This is a genomic window from Pseudomonas sp. L5B5, from assembly GCF_020520285.1.
Taxonomy (GTDB): Bacteria; Pseudomonadota; Gammaproteobacteria; order Pseudomonadales; family Pseudomonadaceae; genus Aquipseudomonas.
Genome location: NZ_CP084742.1, coordinates 3,279,142 through 3,302,863, shown reverse-complemented (window position 1 = coordinate 3,302,863; position 23,722 = coordinate 3,279,142). Strand labels below are relative to the sequence as shown.

General features: G+C 62.3%; 21 protein-coding genes. 9 read left to right on the top strand and 12 right to left on the bottom strand.

The window, feature by feature from the left end; genetic code table 11:
• Window positions 1–14 precede the first annotated feature (14 nt).
• The 5 genes from LGQ10_RS15145 to LGQ10_RS15125 all read right to left on the bottom strand — a co-directional run bounded on the left by LGQ10_RS15145 (window position 15) and on the right by LGQ10_RS15125 (window position 6,523).
• A complete protein-coding gene (locus tag LGQ10_RS15145) occupies window positions 15–668 on the bottom strand; it encodes a DUF3726 domain-containing protein (RefSeq protein ID WP_226526012.1) in 654 nt (217 codons plus the stop codon).
• A complete protein-coding gene (locus LGQ10_RS15140; protein ID WP_058435271.1) occupies window positions 649–2,343 on the bottom strand; it encodes a hypothetical protein in 1,695 nt (564 codons plus the stop codon). The genes LGQ10_RS15145 and LGQ10_RS15140 overlap by 20 nt, the downstream gene beginning before the upstream one ends.
• Window positions 2,344–3,903 (bottom strand): BCCT family transporter, encoded by a 1,560-nt coding sequence (locus LGQ10_RS15135; RefSeq protein ID WP_058435272.1) that lies wholly within the window; start codon window positions 3,901–3,903, stop codon window positions 2,344–2,346. It abuts the gene before it with no gap.
• A gap of 122 nt (window positions 3,904–4,025) precedes the next feature.
• Complete coding sequence (locus LGQ10_RS15130) at window positions 4,026–5,075, bottom strand: membrane dipeptidase (protein ID WP_226526011.1); 1,050 nt, start codon at window positions 5,073–5,075, stop codon at window positions 4,026–4,028.
• A complete protein-coding gene (locus LGQ10_RS15125) occupies window positions 5,072–6,523 on the bottom strand; it encodes an aldehyde dehydrogenase family protein (protein ID WP_226526010.1) in 1,452 nt (483 codons plus the stop codon). The genes LGQ10_RS15130 and LGQ10_RS15125 overlap by 4 nt, the downstream gene beginning before the upstream one ends.
• A gap of 151 nt (window positions 6,524–6,674) precedes the next feature.
• Here LGQ10_RS15125 and LGQ10_RS15120 point away from each other — a divergent pair, with 151 nt between their 5' ends.
• A complete protein-coding gene (locus LGQ10_RS15120; protein WP_226526009.1) occupies window positions 6,675–7,550 on the top strand; it encodes a LysR family transcriptional regulator in 876 nt (291 codons plus the stop codon).
• Between the two features lie 162 nt (window positions 7,551–7,712).
• Here the strand turns inward: LGQ10_RS15120 and LGQ10_RS15115 are convergent, their stop codons facing one another.
• The 3 genes from LGQ10_RS15115 to LGQ10_RS15105 form a co-directional block, all read right to left on the bottom strand.
• Window positions 7,713–8,768 (bottom strand): hypothetical protein, encoded by a 1,056-nt coding sequence (locus LGQ10_RS15115; protein ID WP_226526008.1) that lies wholly within the window; start codon window positions 8,766–8,768, stop codon window positions 7,713–7,715.
• A 100-nt stretch (window positions 8,769–8,868) separates the two neighbouring features.
• The gene (locus LGQ10_RS15110; protein WP_058435275.1) at window positions 8,869–9,246 is read right to left on the bottom strand and encodes a RidA family protein; all 378 of its coding nucleotides are present in this window, start codon (window positions 9,244–9,246) and stop codon (window positions 8,869–8,871) included.
• A 26-nt stretch (window positions 9,247–9,272) separates the two neighbouring features.
• A complete protein-coding gene (locus LGQ10_RS15105; RefSeq protein ID WP_058435276.1) occupies window positions 9,273–10,409 on the bottom strand; it encodes an NAD(P)/FAD-dependent oxidoreductase in 1,137 nt (378 codons plus the stop codon).
• A 165-nt stretch (window positions 10,410–10,574) separates the two neighbouring features.
• Here LGQ10_RS15105 and LGQ10_RS15100 point away from each other — a divergent pair, with 165 nt between their 5' ends.
• Complete coding sequence (locus tag LGQ10_RS15100) at window positions 10,575–11,192, top strand: helix-turn-helix domain-containing protein (protein ID WP_226526007.1); 618 nt, start codon at window positions 10,575–10,577, stop codon at window positions 11,190–11,192.
• Between the two features lie 55 nt (window positions 11,193–11,247).
• Here LGQ10_RS15100 and LGQ10_RS15095 read toward each other — a convergent pair whose 3' ends face one another.
• The gene (locus tag LGQ10_RS15095) at window positions 11,248–12,153 is read right to left on the bottom strand and encodes a proline iminopeptidase-family hydrolase (protein ID WP_226526006.1); all 906 of its coding nucleotides are present in this window, start codon (window positions 12,151–12,153) and stop codon (window positions 11,248–11,250) included.
• Window positions 12,154–12,244: 91 nt separating this feature from the next.
• On the bottom strand, window positions 12,245–13,006 hold the full coding sequence (locus LGQ10_RS15090) for a LuxR family transcriptional regulator (protein ID WP_058435279.1): 762 nt from the start codon (window positions 13,004–13,006) through the stop codon (window positions 12,245–12,247).
• 164 nt (window positions 13,007–13,170) lie between these two features.
• Here LGQ10_RS15090 and LGQ10_RS15085 point away from each other — a divergent pair, with 164 nt between their 5' ends.
• From LGQ10_RS15085 to LGQ10_RS15060, 6 genes are read left to right on the top strand one after another with little or no spacing between them, the layout of a single operon-like run.
• Complete coding sequence (locus tag LGQ10_RS15085) at window positions 13,171–14,058, top strand: proline iminopeptidase-family hydrolase (protein WP_226526005.1); 888 nt, start codon at window positions 13,171–13,173, stop codon at window positions 14,056–14,058.
• Between the two features lie 3 nt (window positions 14,059–14,061).
• A complete protein-coding gene (locus tag LGQ10_RS15080) occupies window positions 14,062–15,009 on the top strand; it encodes an ABC transporter permease (RefSeq protein WP_226526004.1) in 948 nt (315 codons plus the stop codon).
• Window positions 15,006–15,857, top strand: coding sequence for an ABC transporter permease (locus tag LGQ10_RS15075; RefSeq protein ID WP_226526003.1), 852 nt, complete (start codon window positions 15,006–15,008; stop codon window positions 15,855–15,857). Before LGQ10_RS15080 ends, LGQ10_RS15075 begins: the two co-directional genes overlap by 4 nt.
• The gene (locus LGQ10_RS15070) at window positions 15,854–16,840 is read left to right on the top strand and encodes an ABC transporter ATP-binding protein (RefSeq protein ID WP_226526002.1); all 987 of its coding nucleotides are present in this window, start codon (window positions 15,854–15,856) and stop codon (window positions 16,838–16,840) included. Before LGQ10_RS15075 ends, LGQ10_RS15070 begins: the two co-directional genes overlap by 4 nt.
• Entirely contained in the window at window positions 16,837–17,808 is a 972-nt protein-coding gene (locus LGQ10_RS15065; protein ID WP_058435284.1) for an ABC transporter ATP-binding protein, read from the top strand. Before LGQ10_RS15070 ends, LGQ10_RS15065 begins: the two co-directional genes overlap by 4 nt.
• A gap of 27 nt (window positions 17,809–17,835) precedes the next feature.
• Window positions 17,836–19,350, top strand: coding sequence for an ABC transporter substrate-binding protein (locus LGQ10_RS15060; RefSeq protein WP_226526001.1), 1,515 nt, complete (start codon window positions 17,836–17,838; stop codon window positions 19,348–19,350).
• A 624-nt stretch (window positions 19,351–19,974) separates the two neighbouring features.
• Here LGQ10_RS15060 and LGQ10_RS15055 read toward each other — a convergent pair.
• A complete protein-coding gene (locus LGQ10_RS15055; RefSeq protein ID WP_226526000.1) occupies window positions 19,975–21,414 on the bottom strand; it encodes a PLP-dependent aminotransferase family protein in 1,440 nt (479 codons plus the stop codon).
• 603 nt (window positions 21,415–22,017) lie between these two features.
• Entirely contained in the window at window positions 22,018–22,239 is a 222-nt protein-coding gene (locus LGQ10_RS15050; protein WP_226525999.1) for a co-regulatory protein PtrA N-terminal domain-containing protein, read from the bottom strand.
• 273 nt (window positions 22,240–22,512) lie between these two features.
• Between LGQ10_RS15050 and LGQ10_RS15045 the strand changes: the two genes are divergently transcribed.
• A complete protein-coding gene (locus tag LGQ10_RS15045) occupies window positions 22,513–23,691 on the top strand; it encodes an efflux RND transporter periplasmic adaptor subunit (protein ID WP_226525998.1) in 1,179 nt (392 codons plus the stop codon).
• Window positions 23,692–23,722: the final 31 nt, after the last annotated feature.

The following is a 23,722-nucleotide window of genomic DNA, read 5'->3' as shown; positions in this document are numbered from 1 at the left end:
GTAGGGTGGAAGGGTCAGTTGTTGTCGCTCAGGCCCGCGCCGGCGCCCAGCAGGCGCGAGGCTTCGGAGGCGGGTACGTAGGTACGCGCGGCCAGCCGTTCGAGGGCTTGCTGCACATCGTCGTGCAGCGCTGGCAGCGGGCCGGCTAGAGCCGTGCCGGGATGCTCGGTGAGACAGGTGCGCCGGCAGTCGACGCGGGCTGCATGGCGGCTGTCCAGGCCCGCGGCCTGTTGCAGGAAGGCAGTGCCCTGGCTGTCGAACAGTACCGTGCAAGCGTCCCAGGCCAGCTCGAGGGCCATTCCCAGCTGCCGGGCAGTGGTGCTGGCAAAGGGCAGCAACAGCACCGGGCTTGCCAGGTCTGCAAGCTGCAGTGTTGTACCGTCGCGCAGCAGGTAACCGTGGTCGCAGAGGGTCGCCCCGGCAATCAGCGGGCACATCCAGTGCCCTGGCACCTGCCAGGGACCATCGCCCACCCGGGGGGCCAGTTGCGGGTAGGGGCAGCCGTCATCCTGTTGCAGCTGCGCGGCCAGCAGGGCGGCGCCTTCCAGGCCGTGGGCCGCCAGCCAGCGTGCCGCCTTGCCGGCTTCCTCGGCCAGGCCCCAGGACAGGCCGGCACCGCGAGCGGCCTTCTTGCACAGGTTTTCGAGTTCATTGAGCGAGGCATTCACGGCGGTGCTCCTGGCAGTCGAGGCTTGGGTAGGACCAGTCATCCGCTGCGACCTGGTCCAGTTCATGGGGGAAGGGCGCGTTCTGGAAGAGGGTGATGCGTACCCAGCGATCCGAGCGCGGATCGAAGTGGGTGGCGCCGAAGAACGACAGCTTGCAGCGCAGCAGGTCGATGGGCAGCAGGGCCTGGTCGATCAGGTTGTCCTGGATGTCGGCATAGGGAAATGCCGGCGCCAGCTGGACCCGGCGCACGCTGTGGCGATGCTGCGGGTGTTCGAGCAGGAAACCGGCCACGCTCTGGCCGTCGGCGCAAGGCTCCAGCGCCGCCTGCAACTGGGCGATGTCCCGGGCGACCGCCAGGGGTTGCTCCAGCTCCTGGCCGGGCTCGGCATAACGCTGGCCCAGGCGTGGCTCGAGCTTCTCTTCGGAGACGTACCAGAACAGTGCCCGGCTGCCGGCACTGGAAAAGTCGATGGCCTTCACCCAGGCGTAGTGCTCGCCGAGGATCTGTCGCAACTGGCGCAGCGACATGCTGCCGTCGATGCAGAAGCTGTGCTGTTCATCGGCCTGCATGGTGGCGCCCAGCTCATCCACCAGGTGCCCATAGGGCTCCAGCAACAGGGACACCAGGCACTCCTGGGCTTCCAGTGACAGCTGGGCCTGGGCCCAGCGATAAAGGGCATCCCAGGGCGCATCACGGTGCAGGAGGCCGCCCTGCAGCTGTTGCTCCAGGCGGGCCAGGTCATCGGTCAACTGCAGGATGCGTCCGTGTTGCAGTGCATGCTCGGAATGCCAGTGGCCGATGCCGGCCCGGGCCCGGGCCAGGAACTCGACGAAGGCCCGCCGCTGCGACGAAGACGGCTGGCGCACGGCCCGCACTCGCTGCAGGGCGGTTTCCCGGGCCCGTACCCAGTTGTTCAACAGGACCGGATGGTTGAGCAGGAACGGCGCCATGCCCAGCCCGGTGGAGTTGCCGATCCCCACGCGCCGGCGCAGCGCGGGCGCCAGGGGCACCGCGTGTTGTGGCGCGCGGGCCAGGGCCAGGTGTTCGACCAGGTCCAGGGTAAAGGCGCGGATCAGGTACACCGTGAGCATTTCGGCCTGGAACGGGGCTGCCAGTTCTGCTCGCCCGGCGATGCTCTCGCGATCGGCAGCGCCGAACTTGCCGCTGCCGTACACCGCCGTGGTGCGCATCAGGTAGCCCACATCGTCGATGCATTGCGGGTCCGGCTGGCGGCCTGCAGCCAGGGCCTGGATCACCTGCTCGAACAGTCGCACCGAGCGGTTGGCCCGGGCCATGCACAGCTCGCGGGAGGAAATGCGCCCGGCTTCCTGCCTTGGCACATTGGCCTCCAGGCGGTCCAGGTCGGCGGCGTCGGGGATGCCGTCGAACAGGGCGAAGGTGGCATCCCAGGCGGTGGCGATGACCCGGTCCGAGCGCAGCGCCGGGTCCAGGTCATGGGCGAAGGCCACCAGGCTGTAGCTGCGTTCGGGCCCGGTGGCGGTATACACCGCACGGCCCACGCCCTGGTCGTCGAGGGTCCACAGCGTGCGCTGGAACTGCCAGTTCTCGGCCTTGAGCCGGCGCAGCAACTGGCGCATGAACGACAGCCGGGACTGGTGGAAGGCCCCCAGGCGCGCGGCCTTCATGACGGTGGCGGGTGGTCGCAGGTTCATTCAGAGCACCCCCTGTTCGCGGGCCATTTGCCGGGCAATGCGGATGGCGTCCCACACCGCTGGCAGGATCAGCAGGGATACCGGTACGGCGGTGATCACGATGAACGATTGCAAGGCGCTGATGCCTCCTTCGCCAAGGGTGATCAGGGTCGCGCCCACCAGGCCCATGCCGGCGCCCCAGAACACCCGCAGCCAGGCCGGGGATTCGTCGTGGTTGCTGCTGATGGCCATGGCCACGGTGTAGGACATGGAGCCGGCGCTGGTGACCACCGAAAAGAAGCTGAGAAACAGGAACAGCGCCGAAATCAGGTTGGGCAGCGGCATCGACTGGGCCACCCCGAGCAGCAGCGCCTCAGGTTGCACGCCGTGGCTGATCACACTGCCCGGTGACTGCAATTCAATACCGATTCCGGTGCCGCCTACCAGGGTGAACCAGAGCATGGTGATCAACGGTGCGGCCACCGACATCAGGGTGATCACCTCGCGGATGCTGCGCCCTCGGGAGACCTTGGCCACGTAGATGCCCATCATCGGCGCATAGCCAATGAACCAGCCCCAGTAGAACAGGGTCCAGCTGTTGAGCCAGGCGTTGTCGTCGCGGTACAGGGCCGTCTGGAAGAAGCTGGTGACGTGCACCGCCAGGCTCTGGGCCAGGGTTTCGCTGAGGAACAGGGTGGGGCCGAAGATGAACAGGAACGCCGCCAGGCCCAGCATCAGCCATACGTGGACCTTGCTCACCAGGCGCAGGCCGCCCAGGCCCACCACGCAGGACAGGGTGTAGATCACCGTCACCGAGAGAATCACCATGGCTTGGACCATGATGGTGTTGGGCACGCCCCACACCGAGTGCAGGACAAAGGCGATCTGCAGGCCGAGAAAACCCACCGGGCCGATGGTGCCGGCCACCACCGCGATGATCGCCGAGGCGTCGGCGAACACCGCGATCGGGCCCTTGAGCGCGCGCTCGCCCAGCAGCGGATAGAGCAGGGTGCGCGGCATCAGCGGCAGGTTCTTTTCGTGGTGCAGGTACATGTAGACCACGGTCAGCAGGCTGCCGAGCACCGCCCAGGCCATGAAGCCCCAGTGCAGGAACGACTGGGAGAGCGCCGCCACGCCGGCGGCGTCGGTCTTGGCCACGGCGCCGAAGTACGGCGGAGGGGCGATGAAATGCATCATGGGCTCGGCGGCGGCCCAGAAGGCGCCGCCCCCGGCCAGCAGGGCGCACATGATCATCGATACCCAGTTGAAGGTGCTGATGCTGGGCTTGTGCCCAACGCCGCCCAGGCGTACCCGGCCCAGGCGGGTGAAGCCGATGTAGAGGCTGGCACCGAAGGTGGCGAGCATCAGCACCTGCCAGTACAGGCCGAAGTAGTGGGTGCTCCAGGTGAAGGCGTGGCCGATCAGGCTGGAAAGGGTATTCAGGTCTATCAGGGCAATGACCAGGAACAGCAGGAAGAAACCTCCGCTGATCCAGAAAATCGACCAGTCGAGGGTTCCATCGGCGCGGCTGTGCAGCGAACGGGTGTCGATCCCCGCTTTGATTTCGCCTGGAATTTCCATGGTGCCTCCGTGTTGCGTTGTCGATCGCTAATAATTGTTATGGGCGCATTTGTTGTTGTTAGTGCGTGGCGATGACCCTGTTCAGGCCGGACGTCAGGACAATCGGGAAACAGTCGGGGGCCTCAGACCGCGATCTCGTGAGGATGGACGGCGGCACCTGCCTGGGCCTTGGCCGGGATGAAGTTGTGCTCGAAGAAGCGCAGCCAGTTGCCGCCCATGATGGCGCCGACTTCCTGGGTGCTGAACCCCACGCTATGCAGGCCCGCCTCGATGTTGTGGAAGTCGCGGTTGTCGCGGAACCAGGTCGGCTGGTCGGGAAAGCCCGGCTGCGCCTTGGAGCCTTCGCCGTAGTCGACGTCCAGGGTCCAGCGGCCGACGCGCATCCAGTCCACCACGCTGTTGGGCTGGTCCTGGCACAGGTCCGAGCCCAGGCCCAGGTGCTCGACGCCCATCAGCTCGGCGGTGCGCGCGATCATTTCGCAGAAGCTCTGCACGCTGCAGGCGCTCTTGTCCTTGAGGTGATGCGGGTACAGCGAGAAACCGAACATGCCGCCGCTCTGGCCCAGGGCCTTGAGCACGGTGTCGGACTTGTTGCGCAGCGCCGCGTGCCAGAACGCCGGGTTGGCGTGGGTGATGGCGATCGGGCGCTCGGAGTGCTCGATGGCCTCCAGGGTCGAGCGCTCGGCGGAGTGGGACATGTCCACCACCAGGCCGACCCGGTTCATCTCCCGCACCACCTGCTTGCCCATGCGGGTCAGCCCCGGGTCTTCCTGTTCATAGCAGCCGGTGGCCAGCAGCGACTGGTTGTTGTAGGTCAGCTGCATGAAGCGCGCGCCGAGGCTGTGGACCACTTCCACCAGGCCGATGTCGTCCTCGATGGGCGAGGGGTTCTGGAAGCCGAAGAAGATCGCCGTGCGCCCGGTCTGCCGCGCCAGGGCGATATCGCTGGCCCACTTGCCGTGCAGGATCAGGTGCGAGTAGTGCTGGAACCTGCGGTTCCAGGCTTCGATGTTGGCCACCATCTCGCGGAAGGTCTCGTGGTAGGCGATGGTCACGTGCACCGCGTCGACACCGCCTTCGCGCATCTGCTGGAAGACCTTTTCCGACCAGTTGTCGTACTGCATGGCATCGATGCGCGGGCCGCGGCTGGCAAAGGTCTGGGGCAGGCTCATAGCGGTGCCCCCGCGGCGATGTAGCCGGTCTTCACATGGGTGTAGAACTCCACCGCCGAGCGCCCTTGTTCGCGCGGACCGTAGCTGGAGTCGCCGCGACCGCCGAAGGGCACGTGGTAATCGGTGCCGGCGGTGGGCAGGTTGACCATCACGCAGCCGACCCGGGCGTTGCGGCGGAAGTGGCTGGCGCGGGCCAGGGAGCGGGTCATGATGCCGGCGGTGAGGCCGAAGCGGGTGTCGTTGACCAGGCTCAGGGCCTCTTCGTAGCTGCCGGCCTTGATCACGCAGGCGATGGGTGCGAACAGCTCCTCGCGGTTGATGCGCATGGCATTGCTGCCGCCAACGAACAGCGCCGGTGCCTGGTAGTAACCGGGGGCTTGCAGCTCCAGGCGCTGGCCGCCGGTGAGCAGTTCGGCGCCTTCTTGCTGGCCCAGTTGCAGGTTCGCCAGGTTGGCCTCCAACTGCGCGGCGCTGGCCACCGGGCCGATCTGGGTGCCGGCCTCCAGGGCGTGGCCGACCTTCAGCGCCTGGGTGGCCGCCAGCAGTTTCTCGACGAAGGCATCATGGATGCCTTCATGCACGATCAGCCGCGAGGAGGCGGTGCACTTCTGCCCGGTGCCACCAAAGGCGCCATTCACCGCGCAGCTCACCGCCAGGTCGAGGTCGGCATCGTCCATTACCGCCAGGGCGTTTTTCGAACCCATTTCCAGCTGTACCTTGGTCAGGTTGGCGGCGGCCGAGGCGGCGATGCCCTTGCCCACGTCCACCGAGCCGGTGAAGGAAATGGCGCTGATGCCCGGGTGCTCGATCAGCGCCTGGCCGATCTCGGAACCGGCGCCCATCACCAGGTTGAACAGGCCCTTGGGCAGGTCCTGGCGGGCGATGATCTCGCTGAGGATCACCGCGCTGGCCGGGGTCAGGTTGGCCGGCTTCCACACCACGGCATTGCCGAAGGCCAGGGCCGGGGCGATCTTCCAGCAGGCGGTGGCCATGGGGAAATTCCACGGCGAGACGATCGCCACCACGCCGATGGGTTCGCGGCGGATGTCGATCTCGATGCCGTCGCGCACCGAGTCGGCGGTCTGGCCCAGCTGGCGCAGGGTTTCCGCGGCGTAGTAGGTGAAGAACTGCCCGGCGCGGTACACCTCGCCGGCACCTTCGGCCATGGGCTTGCCTTCTTCCCGGGACAGGGTCTTGCCGATGTCCGCGGAGCGTTGCATCAGCTCCTGACCGATGGCCATCAGCACCTTGTAGCGCTGCTCGATGCCGCTGCGGGCCCAGATGCGCTGGGCCTCGCCGGCGGCGGCGATGGCACTGTCCAATTGCGCGCGGGAGGCCTGGGCGTAGAGGCCGATCAGGTCGCGGGTGTCGGACGGGTTGCGGTTCTCGATCTCGCGCTCGCCCTTGAGCCATTGGCCGGCGATGTAGTTGTGATGGTTGTCGCTCATGAAATCCTCCAGGGCGGCACGCCAGGCGGGGCGTTGCCTTTGTGCGGTTCTGGGAGGATTATGAGTCGGCCTTGTATTAAGTAAATCTAATAAATTTTAAGCTTGTTTAAGTAAAATTTAAGTTTTGCCTCTGCCAGCAGGACGCACCGCCATGAGCATCAAGATCTCCAACCTGCAGTTTTTCGTCGCGGTTGCCACCAGCCAGAGCCTGACCCAGGCCGCCCAGCGCCTGCACCGCACACCGGCGGCGGTGTCGCTGTCGCTCAAGCAGTTGGAAGAAGAACTGGGGGGCGCGCTGTTCGAAGGCGAACGCAAGAACCAGCTCAGCCCCCTGGGGCGTTTCGTGTTGCTGGAAGCCCAGCGCGAACTGGCGCATTTCGACCGCACCATCAGCACCATCAAGACCTACGCCAAGGCTGAGACCGGCCTGGTGCGGGTGGCGGCGGTGCCGTCCTTCGCCATCACCCTGCTGCCGCCGCTGCTCAAGCAATTCCATGAACAGCACCCGCAGTTCCACCTGGATATCCGCGACATGGATTCCGAGCGAGTGGTACAGGCCGTGCTCAGCGGCGAGGTGGACATCGGCATCGGCACCGTGCCGGCGAGCATCCCCAACATCGACCAGGACTTCCTGTTCTCCGACGCCTTCTGCGTGGTCTGCGCCAGCGACAATCCCCTCAACCGCCTGGCGCGCCCGCTGCGCTGGAGCGACCTGGACGGGCAGAACTTCATCAACAGCGGCCTGGGCGCCGAGATCAACGCCGCCGAGTTCCGGCACATCCGCGACCACTCGACCCTCAGCGTGAGGAACACCACCTCGTTGCTGGCGCTGGTGGCCCAGGGCATGGGCGTGACCCTGCTGCCGGAGTTGCTGAGCCGTTCGGCGGCGGGTGACCAGCTGAATTTCCTGCGCCTGGAAGACCAGCGCATCGTGCGTTCGGTGAGCGTGATCACCGCGCCCAGGGAAAGCCTGAACCATGCCTCCTACACCTTCCTCAAGGCGCTCAAGGGCAGTCGATTCGCTTGAGCCGTGCGCCATCGGATCTTGTAGGAGCGAGCTTGCTCGCGATGGACGTTAACGATAACGCGCGTTCGTTGGGGGAACGCGGCGCTCTCGGGATTTTCGCGAGCAAGCTCGCTCCTACAACGTCGGGTCGAACTCAAGGCACCGCAGATACATCTCGGGTGCCTACGCCACCACCACCCGCCGTGGCCGCAGCCAGCCGATCACCACCGCGGCGATCAGCAGGAAGCCCAGGTAGCCGAAGAACGGGTAGACCTGGCCCACCAGGCTGATGAACCCCACCAGGCTGCCGACGAACGCCAGGGCTCCGGCGAGGATCGAGCCGATACGGAACTGCCGGGTGCCGGCGGGCAGCAGCCGTGCGCTGAAGGAGTACAGGGTGCCCACGGCGGTGTTGAGGATCATGCAGAAGATGATCAGCGCCATCATCAGGCCCAGGGTCGGCGAGATTTCGCTGGCGATCGACAGCATCGGCATCGGCAGGTCCGCCACGCTGTCCAGGCGCGACAGCAGGCCGAGGCTCATCACCAGCATCAAGAGGCCCAGCAGCGCGCCACCGATGATGCCGCCCCACATGGCCTGTTTCTCGCCCTTGGCCGCGCCACCCATGATCGCCAGGATCGGCACGCCGGCGACGATGTTATAGGAGACGTAGAGCAGGGCGCCCAGCAGCCAGTGGCTGGCGCCGGCGTCTTGTCTGGCCGCCAGTTGATTGAGTTCGCCGAAGCTCAAGTCGCGGGTCGCCGCGCCGTACAGGGCGATGCCCACGGCAGTGATGATCAGGAACGGAGTCACGGCGCTGATCATGCCGATCACCTTGTGCACGTCCAGGCAGACGATGGCCACCACGATCAGGGTGACCAGCACGCTGCCGGCGATGGCCGGGATGCCGAACTGCTGTTCGAGCAGGGCACCGCCGCCAGCGAGCATGACCACGGTCACGGCGAACATGAAGAAGGTGATCATCAGGTCCACCAGGGCACCCAGGTGCTTGCCGCACAGGGCTTGCACCACGTCCTTGTGCGACGCCGCCCGCAGGCGGCTGCCCAGGCTGGCCAGGGCCATGCCGAGGAAGGTGAACAGCGCCGCGCTGACCACAGCGCCCGCCAGGCCCCAGACGCCGAAGTCGACGAACATCAGCAGCAGTTCACGGCCGGAGGCAAAACCTGCCCCGACAATCACACCGACGAAGGCGCCGGCGATCTTCAGACTTTCTTTCATGACGATTGGCCTCGATTGTTCTTGTTATGTCAGAAGGACGCCACGGCGCCTGTGGGCCATGGTCATCCTGGGCATCGCACTTGAAGGCTGGGCGGGTGGCTCAGTTGCCCCCGACCCAGACCTGGACTTCGATCTCTACGTCCACCCCCAGCGCCAGTTGGGCGGCGACGGTGGAGCGCACCGGAAAACCGTTCTTGAAATAGCGCTGGTACACCTCGTTGAAGCCGGCGAAGTGCTGCATGTCGGTGATCCATACCGTGCTCTTGACCACTTGGTCGAAGCAGGCGCCGCACTCGGCCAGGGTCTCGCCGATGCGATCCATGGCGGCCTCGGTCTGGGCGCGGATGTCGCCGTGCACCACTTCGCCTTCGGCGCTCATGGGGATCTGCCCGGAAAGGAACAGGAAGCCGCCGACCCGGATCGCTCGGGAAAAGGGGTAGGGCAGGTGGCTGGGGTAACGCTGGATGTCATTGGACATGGCAAGGGCCTCGTGGGCTGGGTGGGTTAACGCAAGCGTGCGGGAGCCAGGGATTGCGGATCGACGCCCTGGTTCAGCAGTTCTTCGGGGAGCGGTTGCCCGAGCAGCAGGGCGCAGGCCAGTTGCGAGACGCCGGCGGCCGACTGGATGCCATAGCCGCCCTGGGCGGCAAGCCAGAAGAAACCTTCGCGGTCGTCGTCCCAGCCCACCACCAGATCGCCGTCGGCGACGAAGGAGCGCAGGCCGGCCCAACTGTGGCGCGGACGGCGGATGCTCAGGGAGGTGGCGTTCTCGATGTGATAGATGCCGGTGGCGATGTCCAGCTCCTCGGGCATCACGTCCTGGGGCGACACCGGGTCGGCGTTGGCCGGGGAGCCGAGCAACTGGCCGGCGTCGGGCTTGAAATAGAAGCTTTCGTCGATGCCGATCACCGCCGGCCAGCGGCTGAAGTCTTCATCCGGCGGGCCATCGAAGGTGAAGGCGCTGCGCCGGCAGGGTTGCAGGTCGATGGGTTGTACGCCGCAGAGCTGGGCAACTTCATCGACCCAGGCACCGGCGGCGTTCACCAGATTGCGTGCCTGCAGTTGCCGGCCGTCCTTGAGCTGGATGTTCCAGTGGCGGTCTTCGCGGCTGGCCTCGACGATTTCTGCGTCGCAGAGCAAGGTTCCGCCGACCTGGCGCATGCCCCGCAGGAACCCCTGGTGCAGGGCATGCACGTCCAGGTCCTGGGCGGCGGTTTCCAGCATCGCCCCGGCAACGGCGTCGGGGCGCAGGCAGGGCACCAGGGCCAGCGCCTGCTGGGCATCGATCAGACGCACGTTGGCAGAACGGGCGCGGGTGTCGTCGTAGGTCTGTTGCAGTTGTTCCAGCTGTTCATGGCGGGCGACGTACAGGCAGCCACGGGGTTCGAGCAGCGGATGTTCGCTGAAACCTTCCGGTGGCCGTTGGTAGAAGGCCCGGCTGGCGCGAGTCAGGGCCTGGATCTGCGGTGTACCGTAGGCCTCCATGAACATCGCCGCGGAGCGCCCGGTGGCGTGGTAGCCCGGCTGCGATTCGCGCTCCAGCACCAGTACGCGGGCCTGGCCGGCCAGGCGATAGGCCAGCGACGCGCCGGCGATACCGGCGCCGATGATGACGAAGTCGAAGCATTGGGTGTCGTGCATGGCGAACTACCTTCGTTGTCTTTGTTGGGTGTCGAGCACAATTCTCTCATAAGAGAAATCTAAGATATGAGAATTTTCTAGTCAACCGAAGATCATGGGGTAATATTTCGCGATTGGCCCCGGCTCCCGTCGTGGCAGCCCTTATTCGTCTGACAGAGAGCCTTCATGAGTGCCGACCGAGCCCAGCCCGCCTCGTGCTCCCCCGCCCATCCACTGACCGACCGGAGCCAGGTCGGCGCGCGTTTGCGCAGTATCCGCAAGGCCCAGAAGCTGACCCTCAAGCAACTCTCGGAACGCTCCGGGGTGGCGCTGTCGACCCTGTCGAAAATGGAACTGGCCCAGGTCTCGGTGAGCTACGAAAAACTCGCCGCTGCGGCCCGGGCCCTAGGCGTCGACATCGCCCAGCTGTTTGCCCCATCGGCCATGGCCAGCCGGGCAGTGCAACCCACGGTGGTCAGCACCACCATCGCCGACGCCCCGGGCTACAGCACCGGCAACTATGATTACCACCCCATGGCCGGCGATTTTCCCGGGCGCAACATGACGCCCATGTATGCGCGGATCTTTGCCCGTGAGGTGCAGCAGTTCGAGGATTACATCCGCCACCCCGGGCAGGAGTTCGCCCTGGTGCTGGCCGGGCGGGTGCGCATCCAGTTCGAAACGGGGGAAACCGTGAGCATCGGCCCGCAGGAAACCGCCTACTTCAACAGCAGCATCGGCCATATCTACCTGGCCGAAGGTGCGGAAGACGCCGAGGTGATGGTGGTGATGTCGGAGCGTTGAGCCTGGCAGCATGCTGGCCCAGGCCCGGGAGAGGCCTGGGGCGAGGCGTGGTGGATCAGCGGGCCAGGGACTCGTCGAGGAACTTCACCACGGTACCCATGCAGGCCATGCGCTCCTCGATGTGGGGCATGTGGCTGGAGGCTTCGAACAACGCCCAGCGAATGTCCGGGACATGATCCAGGAATGGCTTGACCACGGTGGGGGTGGCTTCGTCGTGGCGCCCGGAAATCAACAGGGTCGGCACCTTGATCTTGTGCAGCCCCGCAACGACGGACAGGTCTCGGGTGTTGCCGATGATGTGGAATTCATTGGGGCCGGTCATGGCGTGATAGACGGTCGGGTCGGCATCGACCTGGGCGAAGGTGCGCGCCACCTCTTCGGGCCAGGGCGAGATCCGGCACACATGGCGGTCGTAGAACACTCGCGTCGCGGCAATGTAGTCGGCGGATTGATAAGTCCCGGCCCGTTCATGCTCGAGCAGGGTCTGCTGCACACCTTCAGGCAGGAGTTGGCGCAGGCGGTTGGCCTCTTCGACCCAGGTGCGCATGTCTGCCGGGGGATTGGCGAGGATCAGCGAGCGCAGTCCCGAGGGTTGCCGGGCGGCATGCTCACTGGCCAGCATGCCTCCCCAGGATTGCCCCAGGAGTGCGTAGTTGTCGCTGATGCGCAGGTGATCCAGCAGGTTGTCCAACTCTTCAAGGAACAGCGGCATGTTCCAGAACGAGGAGTCCTTTTCCGGCAGGTGGGTCGAGTGGCCGTTGCCCAGTTGGTCGTAGTGGATCACCGGACGCCCGCTGCTGGCGATGTCGCTGAAGGCATCGAGGTAGTCGTGCGTGCAGCCTGGGCCGCCATGGATGATCACCAGCGGCGTGTAGCCGCTGTCCAGGTCGCCGGTGATGCGATACCAGGTCTGGTAGGGACCGAAAGGCGCAAAGCCTTCGCGTGTTGCGAGAAGTTCCATTTCCGTACCGCTCTCTGAAAAACCCTGTAACACACGATACCGGCGTCCGGTCCGCGGGATAACTAGAGAAACAGATAGGTTTTGCCCGGTTTCAGTTGTCGAGCAGCCGGTAATGCACGGCCCTGACCACGGCCTGGACCCGGTTCTTGGCCCCCAGTTTGTGCATCGCGGAGGTCAGGTGCAGGGTGATGGTGGCCAATGAGCGGTTCAGGCGGTTGGCGATCTCGGCGGCCGTCAGGCCGTCAGCCGCGAACCTCAGGCACTCGCGCTCGCGTTTGGTCAGGTGCACCGGGCACGCCCGGGCCTCCTTGGCCAGCAGGGGAAAGGCCGCTTCCTGCAGGGCGTGGGAAATCAGGGTGAAGTCGCTCAGCGCCTGGCGGGCATCTTGCAGCGGCGTTCCGCCGGAATCCGACCGCAGGCCGGTCAAGGTGGCAAGGCCGCCCCTGGGCAGGTGGATCGGCACGGTGATCCCGCAGGTCATCTGCGAAGCGTGCAGGTAGCTCACCACGGGAGCATGATCGCGGCCCATGAACGACTGCAGGACGGTGTCGTCCTCCGAACGGTAGGACCAGACAAAAGGCGAAGCTGTATTGAGCGACAGGTGCTGGACGGGATCGATCTGGTAGTAGCCGGCCTGGCACCAGAGTGCCTGCCAGTCATTGGGGGTATTGCGCAATCTGAGTACCGAAGGGGTCAGCAGGATCCCCTGGTGATCCACCGGCACCGGGCTGTAGTCATACACCAGGGCGTCGAACCCCAGCGCCTGGGCCATGCGCAATACGTTGTCCATCTGTTCGTCCAGGCTCCTGCCGGACACGAGACGGGCATTGAAATCAGACAGCTTGGTCTGCATCCATTCAGCTCCCTTGGCAATTTCAATCCTGAAATCGGGCCGGTAGAATGCCACGCCCGGACAAAGGACTGCTAGGCCAAACCTATAGGAAATACTAGGTTATGGACGTACGGCTTCCTCGGTAAGGTTGCGCCAAAAGGGCATTTAGCTGATGGAGAACAAGGATGTGGCGTGAAGTCGAGCCCGACCAGCGATACGAAGTGCAAGTCGATGGTCACACACTGGTGGCCTATGGCTTTGGCGAAGGCGATGAGGTGCTGTTGTGCCTGAACGGTGGCCCGGGCCTGCCCTGCGATTACTTGCGCGATAGCCACGGCTGGCTCAAGGAGCATGGACTGCGGGTCATAGCCTTCGACCAGCTCGGCACCGGTGCCTCGGACCGGCCCATCGACCCGGCCCTGTGGGATATCACCCGCTACGTGGCAGAAGTGGAAACCGTCCGCCAGACCCTGGACCTGGGCAAGGTCCACCTCCTGGGACACTCCTGGGGTGGCTGGCTGGGGATCGAATACGCCATCCATCACCCCCAGGCTCTCAAGACGCTGATCCTGGAGAACACCGCTGGCGACCTGCCGCACCTGTCTTCGGAGCTTGAGCGCCTGCGCAGTGCCCTGGGCAGCGAGACCGTGGCGATGATGCAGCGCCACGAGGCCATGGGCACCCTGGACCATCCTCAGTACCAGGCCGCTGTCACCCTGCTCAACTACCGCCATGTCTGTCGCCTGGACCAATGGCCGGCACCGGTGAACCGTTCCCTGGGCGACTGGAACATGGGGCCGTACGTCACCATGCAGGGCCCCAACGAGTTCCTCTATACCGGCAATCTCAAGGACTGGAGCCGCATCCAGGAGATGGCCAGTTTCGAGATGCCGGTGCTGATCACCACCGGCCAGCACGACGAGTTGACCCCGGCTTGCGCCATGCGCATGAAGATGGCGCTCAAGGATGCCCAGTTGCATGTATTCCCCAACAGCAGCCATATGCCGTTCTACGAAGAACCCCAGGCCTACTTCCCGGTGCTGCTGGACTTTCTGCGGCGTCATCGGAGCTAGTCGATGAACCTGGCGCGTTATCGCTTCATCCTGTCGCGCCCCTTGCAGCTGTTGCCGGTGCTGTTCGGTATCAGCCTGATCACTTTCGTGCTGGTGCGCTCGATTCCTGGTGATCCGGCTCGGGCGCTGCTGGGCTCGCGCAGTACCCCGGATGCGCTGATCAAGATCCGTGCGCAATACGGTCTCGATCAGCCGCTGTGGCTGCAGTATTTCTACTTTCTCAAGAACTTGCTCAAGGGCGACCTCGGCCAGTCGTTGCTGTACAAGGTCGATGCCCTCAAGCTGATTGCCAGCCGCATCGAGCCGACGCTGTTGCTGGTGTCCGGCAGTGTGTTGCTGGCGCTGCTGATCGCCATTCCCCTGGCCACGCTGGCGGCGCGCAACAAGGGCGGCTGGAGCGATCACCTGGTTCGCCTGTTCACCACGGCTGGCCTGGGCATGCCGGCTTTCTGGCTGGGGATCATGCTGATCCTGCTGTTGAGCGTGCAGTTGGGATGGTTCCCGGTCTCGGGGTATGGCCGCACGTGGCTAGACAAGCTGCATCACATGATCCTGCCGTGCCTGACCATCGCCCTGGCGCTGTCCGCGGTGCTGGTGCGCAACCTGCGGGCCAGCATGCTCATGGAGTTGCAGGCCGACCATGCCACTGCCGCGCGGGCCCGGGGATTGTCCGAGGCGGCGGTCTTTCGCCGGCATGTGTTGCCCAACTCGCTGGTGCCGGCGGTCAACCTGCTGGCGGTGAACATCGGTTGGCTGATCAGCGGCACGGTGGTCATCGAAAGCCTGTTCGCCATTCCCGGCATTGGCCAGTTGCTGGTGCGCGGCATCTTCACCCGCGACTACATGGTGGTGCAGGGAGTGGCCATGGTGCTGGCCTGCGCCACGGTGCTGGTCAACTTCCTCGCCGATGTGCTGACGGTAGCGATCGATCCCCGGGTGAACATGCGATGAGCGTCCAGGTCTCGATCCCCGCCAGGCGCCTGGGCCTGGGCTTGCGCAATGGCCAGCTGGCCACGGTGCTGGGCCTGGTCATCGTCGGTGGCTGGTTGCTGCTGGCGCTCTGCGCGCCCTGGGTCGCTCCCTTCGACCCGATCGCCCAGAACACCGACATCCGCCTGTTGGCGCCGAGCCTGGCGCATCCTTTCGGTACCGACAACTTCGGTCGCGACATCCTTTCCCGAGTGATCTGGGGCGCGCGCATCGACTTGCAGCTGGCGGTGATCGGTGTGTTGTTCCCGTTCCTCATCGGCACTTGCGTCGGCGCCTTGGCCGGTTACATCGGTGGGCGTTTCGATACGGTGTGCATGCGCTTGATCGATGTGATCCTGGCTTTCCCGTTCCTGGTGCTGATGCTGGCGATCATGGCCATCCTCGGACCGGGCCTGAGCAACTTCTACATCGCCATGGCCCTGGTGGGCTGGGTGTCCTATGCCCGGTTGATCCGCTCGCAGATCCTGGTGCTCAAGCAAAGCGACTTTGCCCTGGCAGCCAAGAGCCTGGGCTTTGGCCATGGACGCATTCTGTTTCGCCACTTGCTGCCCAACGCGATGTTCGGCTCGATCGTGTTTTCCATGTCCGATGCGGTGCTGGTGCTGCTCAACGGCGCGGCGGTCAGCTACCTCGGCCTCGGGGTGCAGCCGCCCACGGCCGAGTGGGGCACCATGGTCGCCGAAGGCCAGAGCTTCATCACCTCGGCCTGGTGGATCTGCACCTTCCCGGGGCTGGCGATCGTCACCCTGGCCATGGGTTTCAGCCTGCTGGCCGACGGTATCGCCGAGCACTTCGGGGGGCGACCATGAGCTCGCCGATCTTGCGAGTCGAAGACCTCAGCGTGATTGCCCATAACGAGGGGCGTGAGGTCACCCTGGTGGATCGCCTGTCGTTCGACCTGGCCGAAGGCGAAGTCCTCGGCCTGGTGGGGGAGAGCGGCTCGGGCAAGACCCTGGCCTGCCGGGCCCTGATGCGCCTGCTGCCCTCGGCGAACCTGCGAACCCAGGGCAAGGCGGTGCAACTGGCCGGCCAGGACCTGCTGCCACTGGATGAGGCCGGCATGCGTCGCGTGCGGGGCCGGCACCTGGGGATGATCTTCCAGAACCCCAGCAGCCACCTAGATCCGTTGATGCGGATCGGCGAGCAGATTGCCGAGGGCATTCGCCTGCACCAGGGTGCGTCCAGGCGCGAAGCACGGGCCAAGGCCGTCGACGTGTTGCGCCAGGTGGGCATTCCCGACCCGCAGCGGCGAGTCGACAGTTATCCCCACGAGTTTTCCGGTGGCATGCGTCAGCGGGCGATGATCGCCGTGGCCCTGGGCTGCAATCCCCGGGTGCTGATCGCCGACGAACCGACCACGGCCCTGGATGTCACCGTGCAGGCGCAAATCCTGCGTTTGCTTCTGGACCTGCGCGACCGGCATGGGCTGTCGATCATCATGATCACCCACGACCTGGGCGTCGTCGCCCAGACCTGCGATGCCATCGCGGTGATGTATGCCGGGCGGCTCTGTGAACACGGCAGCAAGCAGGTGCTACTGGCTCGACCACAACATCCCTACACGGCGGCGCTGATCGGTTGCCAGCCGACAACCGGGGTCGGTGAGGCCAGGCTGCGGACCATTGCTGGCCAGCCGCCGTTGCTCGATGCCCTGCCGACGGGCTGTCGCTTCAATCCCCGTTGCCTGCGGCCGGGCAGCCGATGTACCGAGTCGCTGCCGGATATGCAGGCCCAGGGCAATGGGCAGCGAGTGGCTTGCCATTACCCGTTGCTGGCGGGAAGTCTGTCATGACGTTGTTGCAAGTGAAGGACCTGCAGGTGCGCTTCGCTGCGCCTGGCGCCGGACCGTTCGGGATGAGCAGGCAATGGCTGACGGCGGTCAACGGCGTGTCGCTGAGCCTGGAGGCCGGGGAAGTGCTCGGCTTGGTAGGGGAGTCGGGCAGCGGCAAGAGCACCCTGGGACGCGCCATCCTGCGCCTGAATGATATCCACGCGGGCCAGGTGCTGTTCGATGGCGTGGACGTGACCCGGGGCCGCAAGGTCGACCTCCAGCGACTGCGCCACGAGACCGCGATGATCTTCCAGGACCCTTATGCCGCGCTCAACCCGCGCCTGAGCATCGGCCAGACCATTGCCGAAGTGCTGCGGGTGCAGGGGGCGGTCGCGGTGCCACTGATTCCGGCCCGGGTCGACGAGTTGCTGACCCTGGTCGGCTTGCGCCCGGAACTGGCCGGGCGCAAGCCGGGCGAGCTCAGTGGCGGCCAATGCCAGCGGGTGGGAATTGCCCGGGCCCTGGCTGTCGAGCCGCGCCTGATCGTCGCCGATGAGTGCGTGGCGGCGCTGGACGTGTCCATCCAGGGGCAGATCATCAACCTGCTGCTGGAGCTGCGCGAGCGCATGAACCTGGCGATCCTGTTCATCGCCCACGACCTGGCGATCGTCCAGCGCCTGTGCAGCCGGGTGGCGGTGATGTATCTCGGGCAGATTGTCGAGCAAGGGCCCACTGACGCCGTATTCGGCGCGCCCCGGCACCCTTATACCGCCGCGCTGATCCAGTCGATCCCGCATATCGATCCGAACCGCCCACTGGCGAGCGATCCCCTCCCGGGCGAACCGCCCAGCCCGCTGGACCTGCCAGGCGGTTGCGCCTTTCACCCACGCTGCCGACAGGCGCAGCCCGCTTGCGCTGAAACACCACCGCCCACTCGCCAGCTCGCTGGGCACAGCTACCGCTGTGTGCTTGTCGAGCCATTGCTGTGAACACGTTTATCAAAAAGGAGTTTGACCATGCGTTCGAAACACCTGCGATTGTTGACCGCCGCCACATTGACCCTCTGTTCGCTGGCCTCCGGTATCGCCCAGGCGGCCGGAGTGCTGACCATCGGTTGCCGTGAGGAAAGCACCACCTTCGACCCGATCAAGAGCGCGCAGAACCGCGACAGCTGGGTGTTCGCCAACGTCTACGACGTACTGGTGCGGGTCGACAATACTGGTACCAAGCTGCTGCCGGGCCTGGCACAAAGCTGGCAGGTGTCCGCCGACGGCCTGACCTACACCTTCAAGCTGCGTCCGGCCAAGTTCTCCGACGGCTCGCCGATCACCGCCGGCGATGCCGCGTTCAGCCTGCTGCGGATTCGTGACAACAAGGGCTCGCTGTGGAGCGATTCCTACAAGATCATCGACAAGGCCGAGGCCACCGATCCGCAGACCCTGGTGGTAACCCTCAAGGCACCGTCCGTGCCTTTCCTCGCGCAAATGGCCACGCCCAACGTCTCGATCCTGTCGCAGAAGGCCATGGAAAAACTCGGCGAGGAGGCTTACGCCCAGGAGCCCGTGGCCTCGGGTGCCTTCATCGTCAAGGAATGGCTGCGCGGCGAGCGCGTGGTGCTGGAGAAGAACCCGCACTTCTGGCAGGCCGACAAGGTCAGCCTGGACGGCGTGGAATGGATCTCCATCCCGGACGACAACACCCGCATGCTCAAGGTCCAGGCCGGCGAGCTGGACTCGGCGATCTTCGTGCCGTTCTCCCGGGTCGAGACCCTGAAGAAAGACCCGAACCTGGTGATCCACATGGATCCGTCCACTCGTGAAGACCATCTGTTGATCAACCACGATCACGGCCTGCTGGGCAAACCCGAAGTGCGCCAGGCCCTGGATATGGCGATCGACAAGAAATCCCTGGTCGACACCGTGACCTTCGGCCTGGGCCAGGTGGCCTACTCCTACATCCCCAAGGGCGCGCTGTATCACAACGCCAACAACCCGCAACGCCCCTATGACCCGGTCAAGGCCAAGCAACTGTTGAAGGATGCCGGTGCCTCGGGCCTGAAACTCAACTACGTGGTCAACGCCGGCAACGAGGCCGACGAGCAGATCGCCGTCCTGGTCCAGCAGCAGCTGGCCGCCGTGGGAGTGACCACCAGCCTGCAGAAAGTCGATCCGACCCAGAGCTGGCAGATGCTGGTGGACGGCGATTACGACCTGTCAGTGATGTACTGGACCAACGACATCCTCGACCCCGACCAGAAGAGCACCTTCGTCCTGGGGCACGACACCAACATGAACTACATGACCCGCTACAAGAACGACAAGGTCAAGGCCCTGGTAGCCGATGCCCGGGTAGAAGCCGACCCGGCCAAGCGCCAGCAGATGTACACCGAGCTGCAGGCCATCGCCAAGCAGGACACCCACTGGATCGACCTCTACTACAGCCCGTACATCAACATTTCGCGCAAGAATATCGAGCACTTCCAGCAGAGCCCGCTGGGCCGCCTGTCGCTGGAGGAAACGGTGAAGAACTGAGGGTGATGGAAGATGCGGGGAGAGCGTTCAGTGCTGTCCCTGCAGCGCTCGGACGAGCGGGCGGCAGTGCTTGCAGTCTGGCAGAACAGTGTACTCATTGTGGTGAAGCCAACCGCGGACCTGTCCATACCAAGGACATCCAGACCCAGCAAGGTAAGGAGCACAGCGTCAGCGCTAAGTGCAGGTCCGGAAGTAAGCATGCACTTGGTCGCGGACCTTCTCTAGGGTGGTGATGTCGAGCGCGTTCAATGTGCACGGGCCGTTGGCATTGCCGTCGAGCCGCTGTCAACATGGTGCTAGGGAGCCAATCCCGAGCACCGCCTGATACTTGGCTTTACGAAAAACGGAGCGTTTAGTAAGTATCAGTGATGGCGTTTAGATTGGTTAATCTGAACTAGAGCTATAATTTTATTAAACAATTCTATTTTCATTTCGGCTAAAAGCTTTAGTACCTGGTTGAGTAAAAATTACTTAAGTAACGCCGCCGTTTTGGTTGATGATTAGGAACTTCAGCACCGGTAGTCGGACGTCTTGGGTAAACTTTCGGACATTTAATATATTTTTTCACACGGATAACAAAAAATACTGCTGACTGAGAGAGTTAAAAGTTTCAAAAATCCCCACTCACCTTGGATCAACTTTTAGAAGGATGTCACGTAAACAATCTAAAGCCGGGTCAATGTCGAGCGTTTCGATGGAGCCGAATCCGAATAGCAGGCCTGCTCTGAAGGGCTCCTGATAAAAATAGCCCTCAATTGAGCAGAGGCCTACCTCTACCTTCCTGGATAACTCAATCAGCAGTTTGAGATCGATAGGGTTCTTGAACAAGGCTGCTATATGGAAGCCCGCGGTGGTGTGGATCGACTCCAGCCAAGGAGACAAATCACCATCGAGACGATTGCGAATGCGCACTCTGCGCCCGGCATAAACAGTGCGACATCGCCGGATGTGCTTCTGCAATCCCCTATCAGCCATAAACTTGGCCAAAGCCCATTGTGGCAGTAACGAAGTATGACAGTCAGTGAACTGTTTGGCCTTTATTACAGCCTCTAGAATCGCGGGTGGAGCAACGACGTAGCCCAAGCGTAGTTCTGGCAGCATTGTCTTGGAAAATGTTCCCACGAACGCGACTACCCCGTATTCATCCATGCTTTGTAGCGAGTCTGTTGGTAGTCCCTCGTACCTGAATTCGCTGTCATAGTCGTCTTCAATGATAACAGCGCCAAGTTCTCTAGCTCTATTGAGGAGGGCCCGTTTTCGATCTGGGCTCATCGGCATGCCTAGCGGAAACTGGTGCGCTGGAGTGACGTAGATAAGGCATGTTTGGTCTGGAATGAGGTCTACACGCATACCCTCCTTGTCGACTGGCACACCCACGACAGTTGCTCCCTGCGACGCGAACAACAATCTAGCCGGTGGGTAGCCGGGATCCTCCACAGCTACAATGCTGCCTTTGGTCAATACCACGCGAGATATCAAATCCAGTGCTTGCTGCGCCCCATTGCAAACAACCACATCATTATCTTGGCAAACGACTCCTCGGCAGAATGCTACATGCTGAGCGATAGCACTGCGCAAAGCAGGAATGCCTGCGATGCTACTGTAGAAACCTATCGATCGTTGCATCTGGCGCAACCCATATTGCACGCAACGACGCCATTCGTTTTGAGGGAATGGACTCTTGCTGGTCGCGCCGCCTATAAATTCACGGCGTAATGTGCCCTCCAAAGCTGGATCGGGAAGGGGAAAGTGGAGCGACTTCCAAAGATCTAGGGTATCGACGCATGCCAGCTCAGGAGTTTTCTGCTGGCGCGGGGAGCGCGGAGGACGAGCATTGACGTAGGTTCCCTTGCCAACCTTGCCTATCAGAAAATTTTCGTATGTTAGTTGTGCGTAAATATCGGAAATGGTTTTGCGTGAGATGCCTAGCTGTTCTGTGAGCAACCTAGTTGGTGGCAGCTGCATACCTGCTGCCAATCGGCCGCTTTCGATCGCTCCACGCAGTTGTTTATACAACTGACCAGCCAGATCTTTACGCCCATTGATGACAACATGTAGTTCCATACTGCTAGGCCCCTCGTAGAGTGTTGTTCAAAACAGCATGACGTTAGAAGGCACTGAAGGCTAGGGGGGAGAAAATGGTAAGGCCTTTTTTCTCTGTATTGGTCTGGTTGAATTTTCGCAGATTTACCAATCTGCAATGGCTAGTTGGGAAGTTGGAGCCTTGAAATCTGAGAGGTTAAAGTTTTAACTGATACTTGCCTTGTGCCGAGCAAGCGATTTTTTCGAATTGGTAGCAATGCTTTCGATACTCAAGCAGCCTGTTTCTTGATGTGTTTACAGGTGGAGTGAATGAGAGATTGACGGTGACATTACATGCGTTTTCTTCTTGAGCCTAACCGTTTGGTGGGGCTTTTCTGGTCAAGGTTCCTTGATGGTTCTCATCTGCTGAGACCGACGCCTTGCCGGGGAGTCAGTTAATAAAGTGCTTGTTCTTGTTCTGGGAATTTTTTTCGAGAACCTGGCTGTTTAAGGAAGTAGTGAAAATATTATTAGATCTATAAAGTGCTTGGCGCTCGCCTATAAGTAATAGGCTCTCGTCAGTGTAGAGTCAGAAATAAGAAAGCAGTCCTTAATGCGGCGTAAGGACTGCTAGCCCCCCCCTACTTACAGTGGCGCAGTTGTCGTCGAGCAGTCGACTTTTGTGTTTTCTTTATCTTCGCTCTTGGTGGTTATTTGAGTGTCGTTCTTGGATTTAGCTTGTGCTGCCATAGCTTCTTGAACACGAGCTTCATTTTTTTCCTGCAATCTGTCGGCGCCGCCCTCAGCGAAGGCCTGAGAGCTAAGTGCCGGCAAGAAAAAAGTAATTGCAATAATAAGATTTTTCATGAAGGTATGTTCCAAATAGTGTCACGGTGCGTGACTTGAATTTTCAAGTTATTTGAAAGGCTGCACTCGAAAAACGTCCAATTCGGAAAAAAACAAGATGGCCAATTTTTGGGTAATTAAGCAGATGACCGATTTTGGTATATGAATTTTATAAGAAATTGGATGTTCCTATCTGCTGCCCGGGAATCTACCTTTGTGGAGTGAATCTATTCGCTGGCTGATGACGTTATCACTGCTCAGTAGTTGCATTAAGCTTAATAAACGAGATCTAACGTGAAGACCTCAACGCCAATGGCTAAAAAAAGTAAAACAGCACTTGCTGTCAGTGTGTTGATCGTACTGGGCGTGGGTACCTACCAAATGCAACGCCCAGTCGCCGCTCCAGCGGCCCAACCTGCAGTCACGGCGATACCTGTGGGCGTTGCAGAAGTCGTTGAAAAATTGATGGTCGAGTGGAGGGACTTTTCTGGCCGGGTAGAAGCGGTTGAACATGTCCAGATTCGCCCACGAGTCAACGGCACTATCGATGTTGTGCATTTCCAGGAAGGGCAGGTGGTCACCAAAGGAACTCCACTGTTCACAATTGACCCGCGGCCTTATCAAGCTGCTTTTGCTAAAGCCGAAGCGACTCGCGAAAGTGCCAAGGTGCGCTTCAATCTAGCCAAAACTGAATTGGCTCGTTCAAGTAAATTGATTGTTGAGCGAGCAGTTTCCCAGCGCGAGCAGGATCAACGCGCAAATGATGTACTTGAGACTCAAGCGGCCCTTAGCGCTGCACAAGCAGACGTATTGACGGCGCAACTCAATCTGCAATACACGACTATTACAGCGCCGATAACCGGCCGGGTTTCTCGTGTCGAGTTCACTGTAGGCAACTTGGTAAGCACTGGACCGGATGCTCCAGTCCTCACCAGCATCGTCTCTGTATCTCCGGTTTACGTGAACTTTGAGCTTGATGAGGCGAGCTATATTCGCTTCGTTCGCAAGGGCGCAAAGGGTAACACTGGAGTCAGCAATCTGCCGGTATTCATGGGTGTAGCGAATGAGAGCGATTACCCCTATAGCGGCCGCATAAAATCCCTGGACAACCAACTCGATCGTCAGTCCGGAACGCTTAGGGTGCGTGCAGTGTTCGACAATTCGAACGACGAACTCACGCCTGGAATGTATGCCCGCATTCGCACGGGTGACTCCGCTCCGCAGCCCACGATGCTCATACGTGATCAGGCGGTAGGTACGGACCAATCCAGGAAGTACGTTTTTGTCGTCACTTCGGAGAACAAGGTGGTCTACCGCGAGGTGATTCTTGGCCCAGTGATTGATGGTTGGCGTGTAGTGCGTTCCGGGCTCTCAAAAGGTGAGCGTATCGTCGTAGAAGGGCTGCAAAAAATCCGCCCCAATGATCTTGTTGATCCGCAGCCTGCCGTCAACGCAGTTGCAGTAGGTGCCTAAAATCAACCTGGAAGATCCTGATCTTCGGTCA

Excerpts from the sequence above, each read along its gene's own strand:
- LGQ10_RS15135 (WP_058435272.1), bottom strand. The coding sequence starts at position 3,903 with ATGGAAATTCCAGGCGAAATCAAAGCGGGGATCGACACCCGTTCGCTG.
- LGQ10_RS15080 (WP_226526004.1), top strand. The coding sequence starts at position 14,062 with ATGAACCTGGCGCGTTATCGCTTCATCCTGTCGCGCCCCTTGCAGCTG.
- LGQ10_RS15140 (WP_058435271.1), bottom strand. The coding sequence starts at position 2,343 with ATGAACCTGCGACCACCCGCCACCGTCATGAAGGCCGCGCGCCTGGGG.
- LGQ10_RS15055 (WP_226526000.1), bottom strand. The coding sequence starts at position 21,414 with ATGGAACTACATGTTGTCATCAATGGGCGTAAAGATCTGGCTGGTCAG.
- LGQ10_RS15115 (WP_226526008.1), bottom strand. The coding sequence starts at position 8,768 with ATGAAAGAAAGTCTGAAGATCGCCGGCGCCTTCGTCGGTGTGATTGTC.
- LGQ10_RS15100 (WP_226526007.1), top strand. The coding sequence starts at position 10,575 with ATGAGTGCCGACCGAGCCCAGCCCGCCTCGTGCTCCCCCGCCCATCCA.
- LGQ10_RS15095 (WP_226526006.1), bottom strand. The coding sequence starts at position 12,153 with ATGGAACTTCTCGCAACACGCGAAGGCTTTGCGCCTTTCGGTCCCTAC.
- LGQ10_RS15070 (WP_226526002.1), top strand. The coding sequence starts at position 15,854 with ATGAGCTCGCCGATCTTGCGAGTCGAAGACCTCAGCGTGATTGCCCAT.
- LGQ10_RS15130 (WP_226526011.1), bottom strand. The coding sequence starts at position 5,075 with ATGAGCCTGCCCCAGACCTTTGCCAGCCGCGGCCCGCGCATCGATGCC.
- LGQ10_RS15120 (WP_226526009.1), top strand. The coding sequence starts at position 6,675 with ATGAGCATCAAGATCTCCAACCTGCAGTTTTTCGTCGCGGTTGCCACC.
- LGQ10_RS15125 (WP_226526010.1), bottom strand. The coding sequence starts at position 6,523 with ATGAGCGACAACCATCACAACTACATCGCCGGCCAATGGCTCAAGGGC.
- LGQ10_RS15110 (WP_058435275.1), bottom strand. The coding sequence starts at position 9,246 with ATGTCCAATGACATCCAGCGTTACCCCAGCCACCTGCCCTACCCCTTT.
- LGQ10_RS15105 (WP_058435276.1), bottom strand. The coding sequence starts at position 10,409 with ATGCACGACACCCAATGCTTCGACTTCGTCATCATCGGCGCCGGTATC.
- LGQ10_RS15075 (WP_226526003.1), top strand. The coding sequence starts at position 15,006 with ATGAGCGTCCAGGTCTCGATCCCCGCCAGGCGCCTGGGCCTGGGCTTG.
- LGQ10_RS15090 (WP_058435279.1), bottom strand. The coding sequence starts at position 13,006 with ATGCAGACCAAGCTGTCTGATTTCAATGCCCGTCTCGTGTCCGGCAGG.
- LGQ10_RS15085 (WP_226526005.1), top strand. The coding sequence starts at position 13,171 with ATGTGGCGTGAAGTCGAGCCCGACCAGCGATACGAAGTGCAAGTCGAT.
- LGQ10_RS15060 (WP_226526001.1), top strand. The coding sequence starts at position 17,836 with ATGCGTTCGAAACACCTGCGATTGTTGACCGCCGCCACATTGACCCTC.
- LGQ10_RS15065 (WP_058435284.1), top strand. The coding sequence starts at position 16,837 with ATGACGTTGTTGCAAGTGAAGGACCTGCAGGTGCGCTTCGCTGCGCCT.
- LGQ10_RS15050 (WP_226525999.1), bottom strand. The coding sequence starts at position 22,239 with ATGAAAAATCTTATTATTGCAATTACTTTTTTCTTGCCGGCACTTAGC.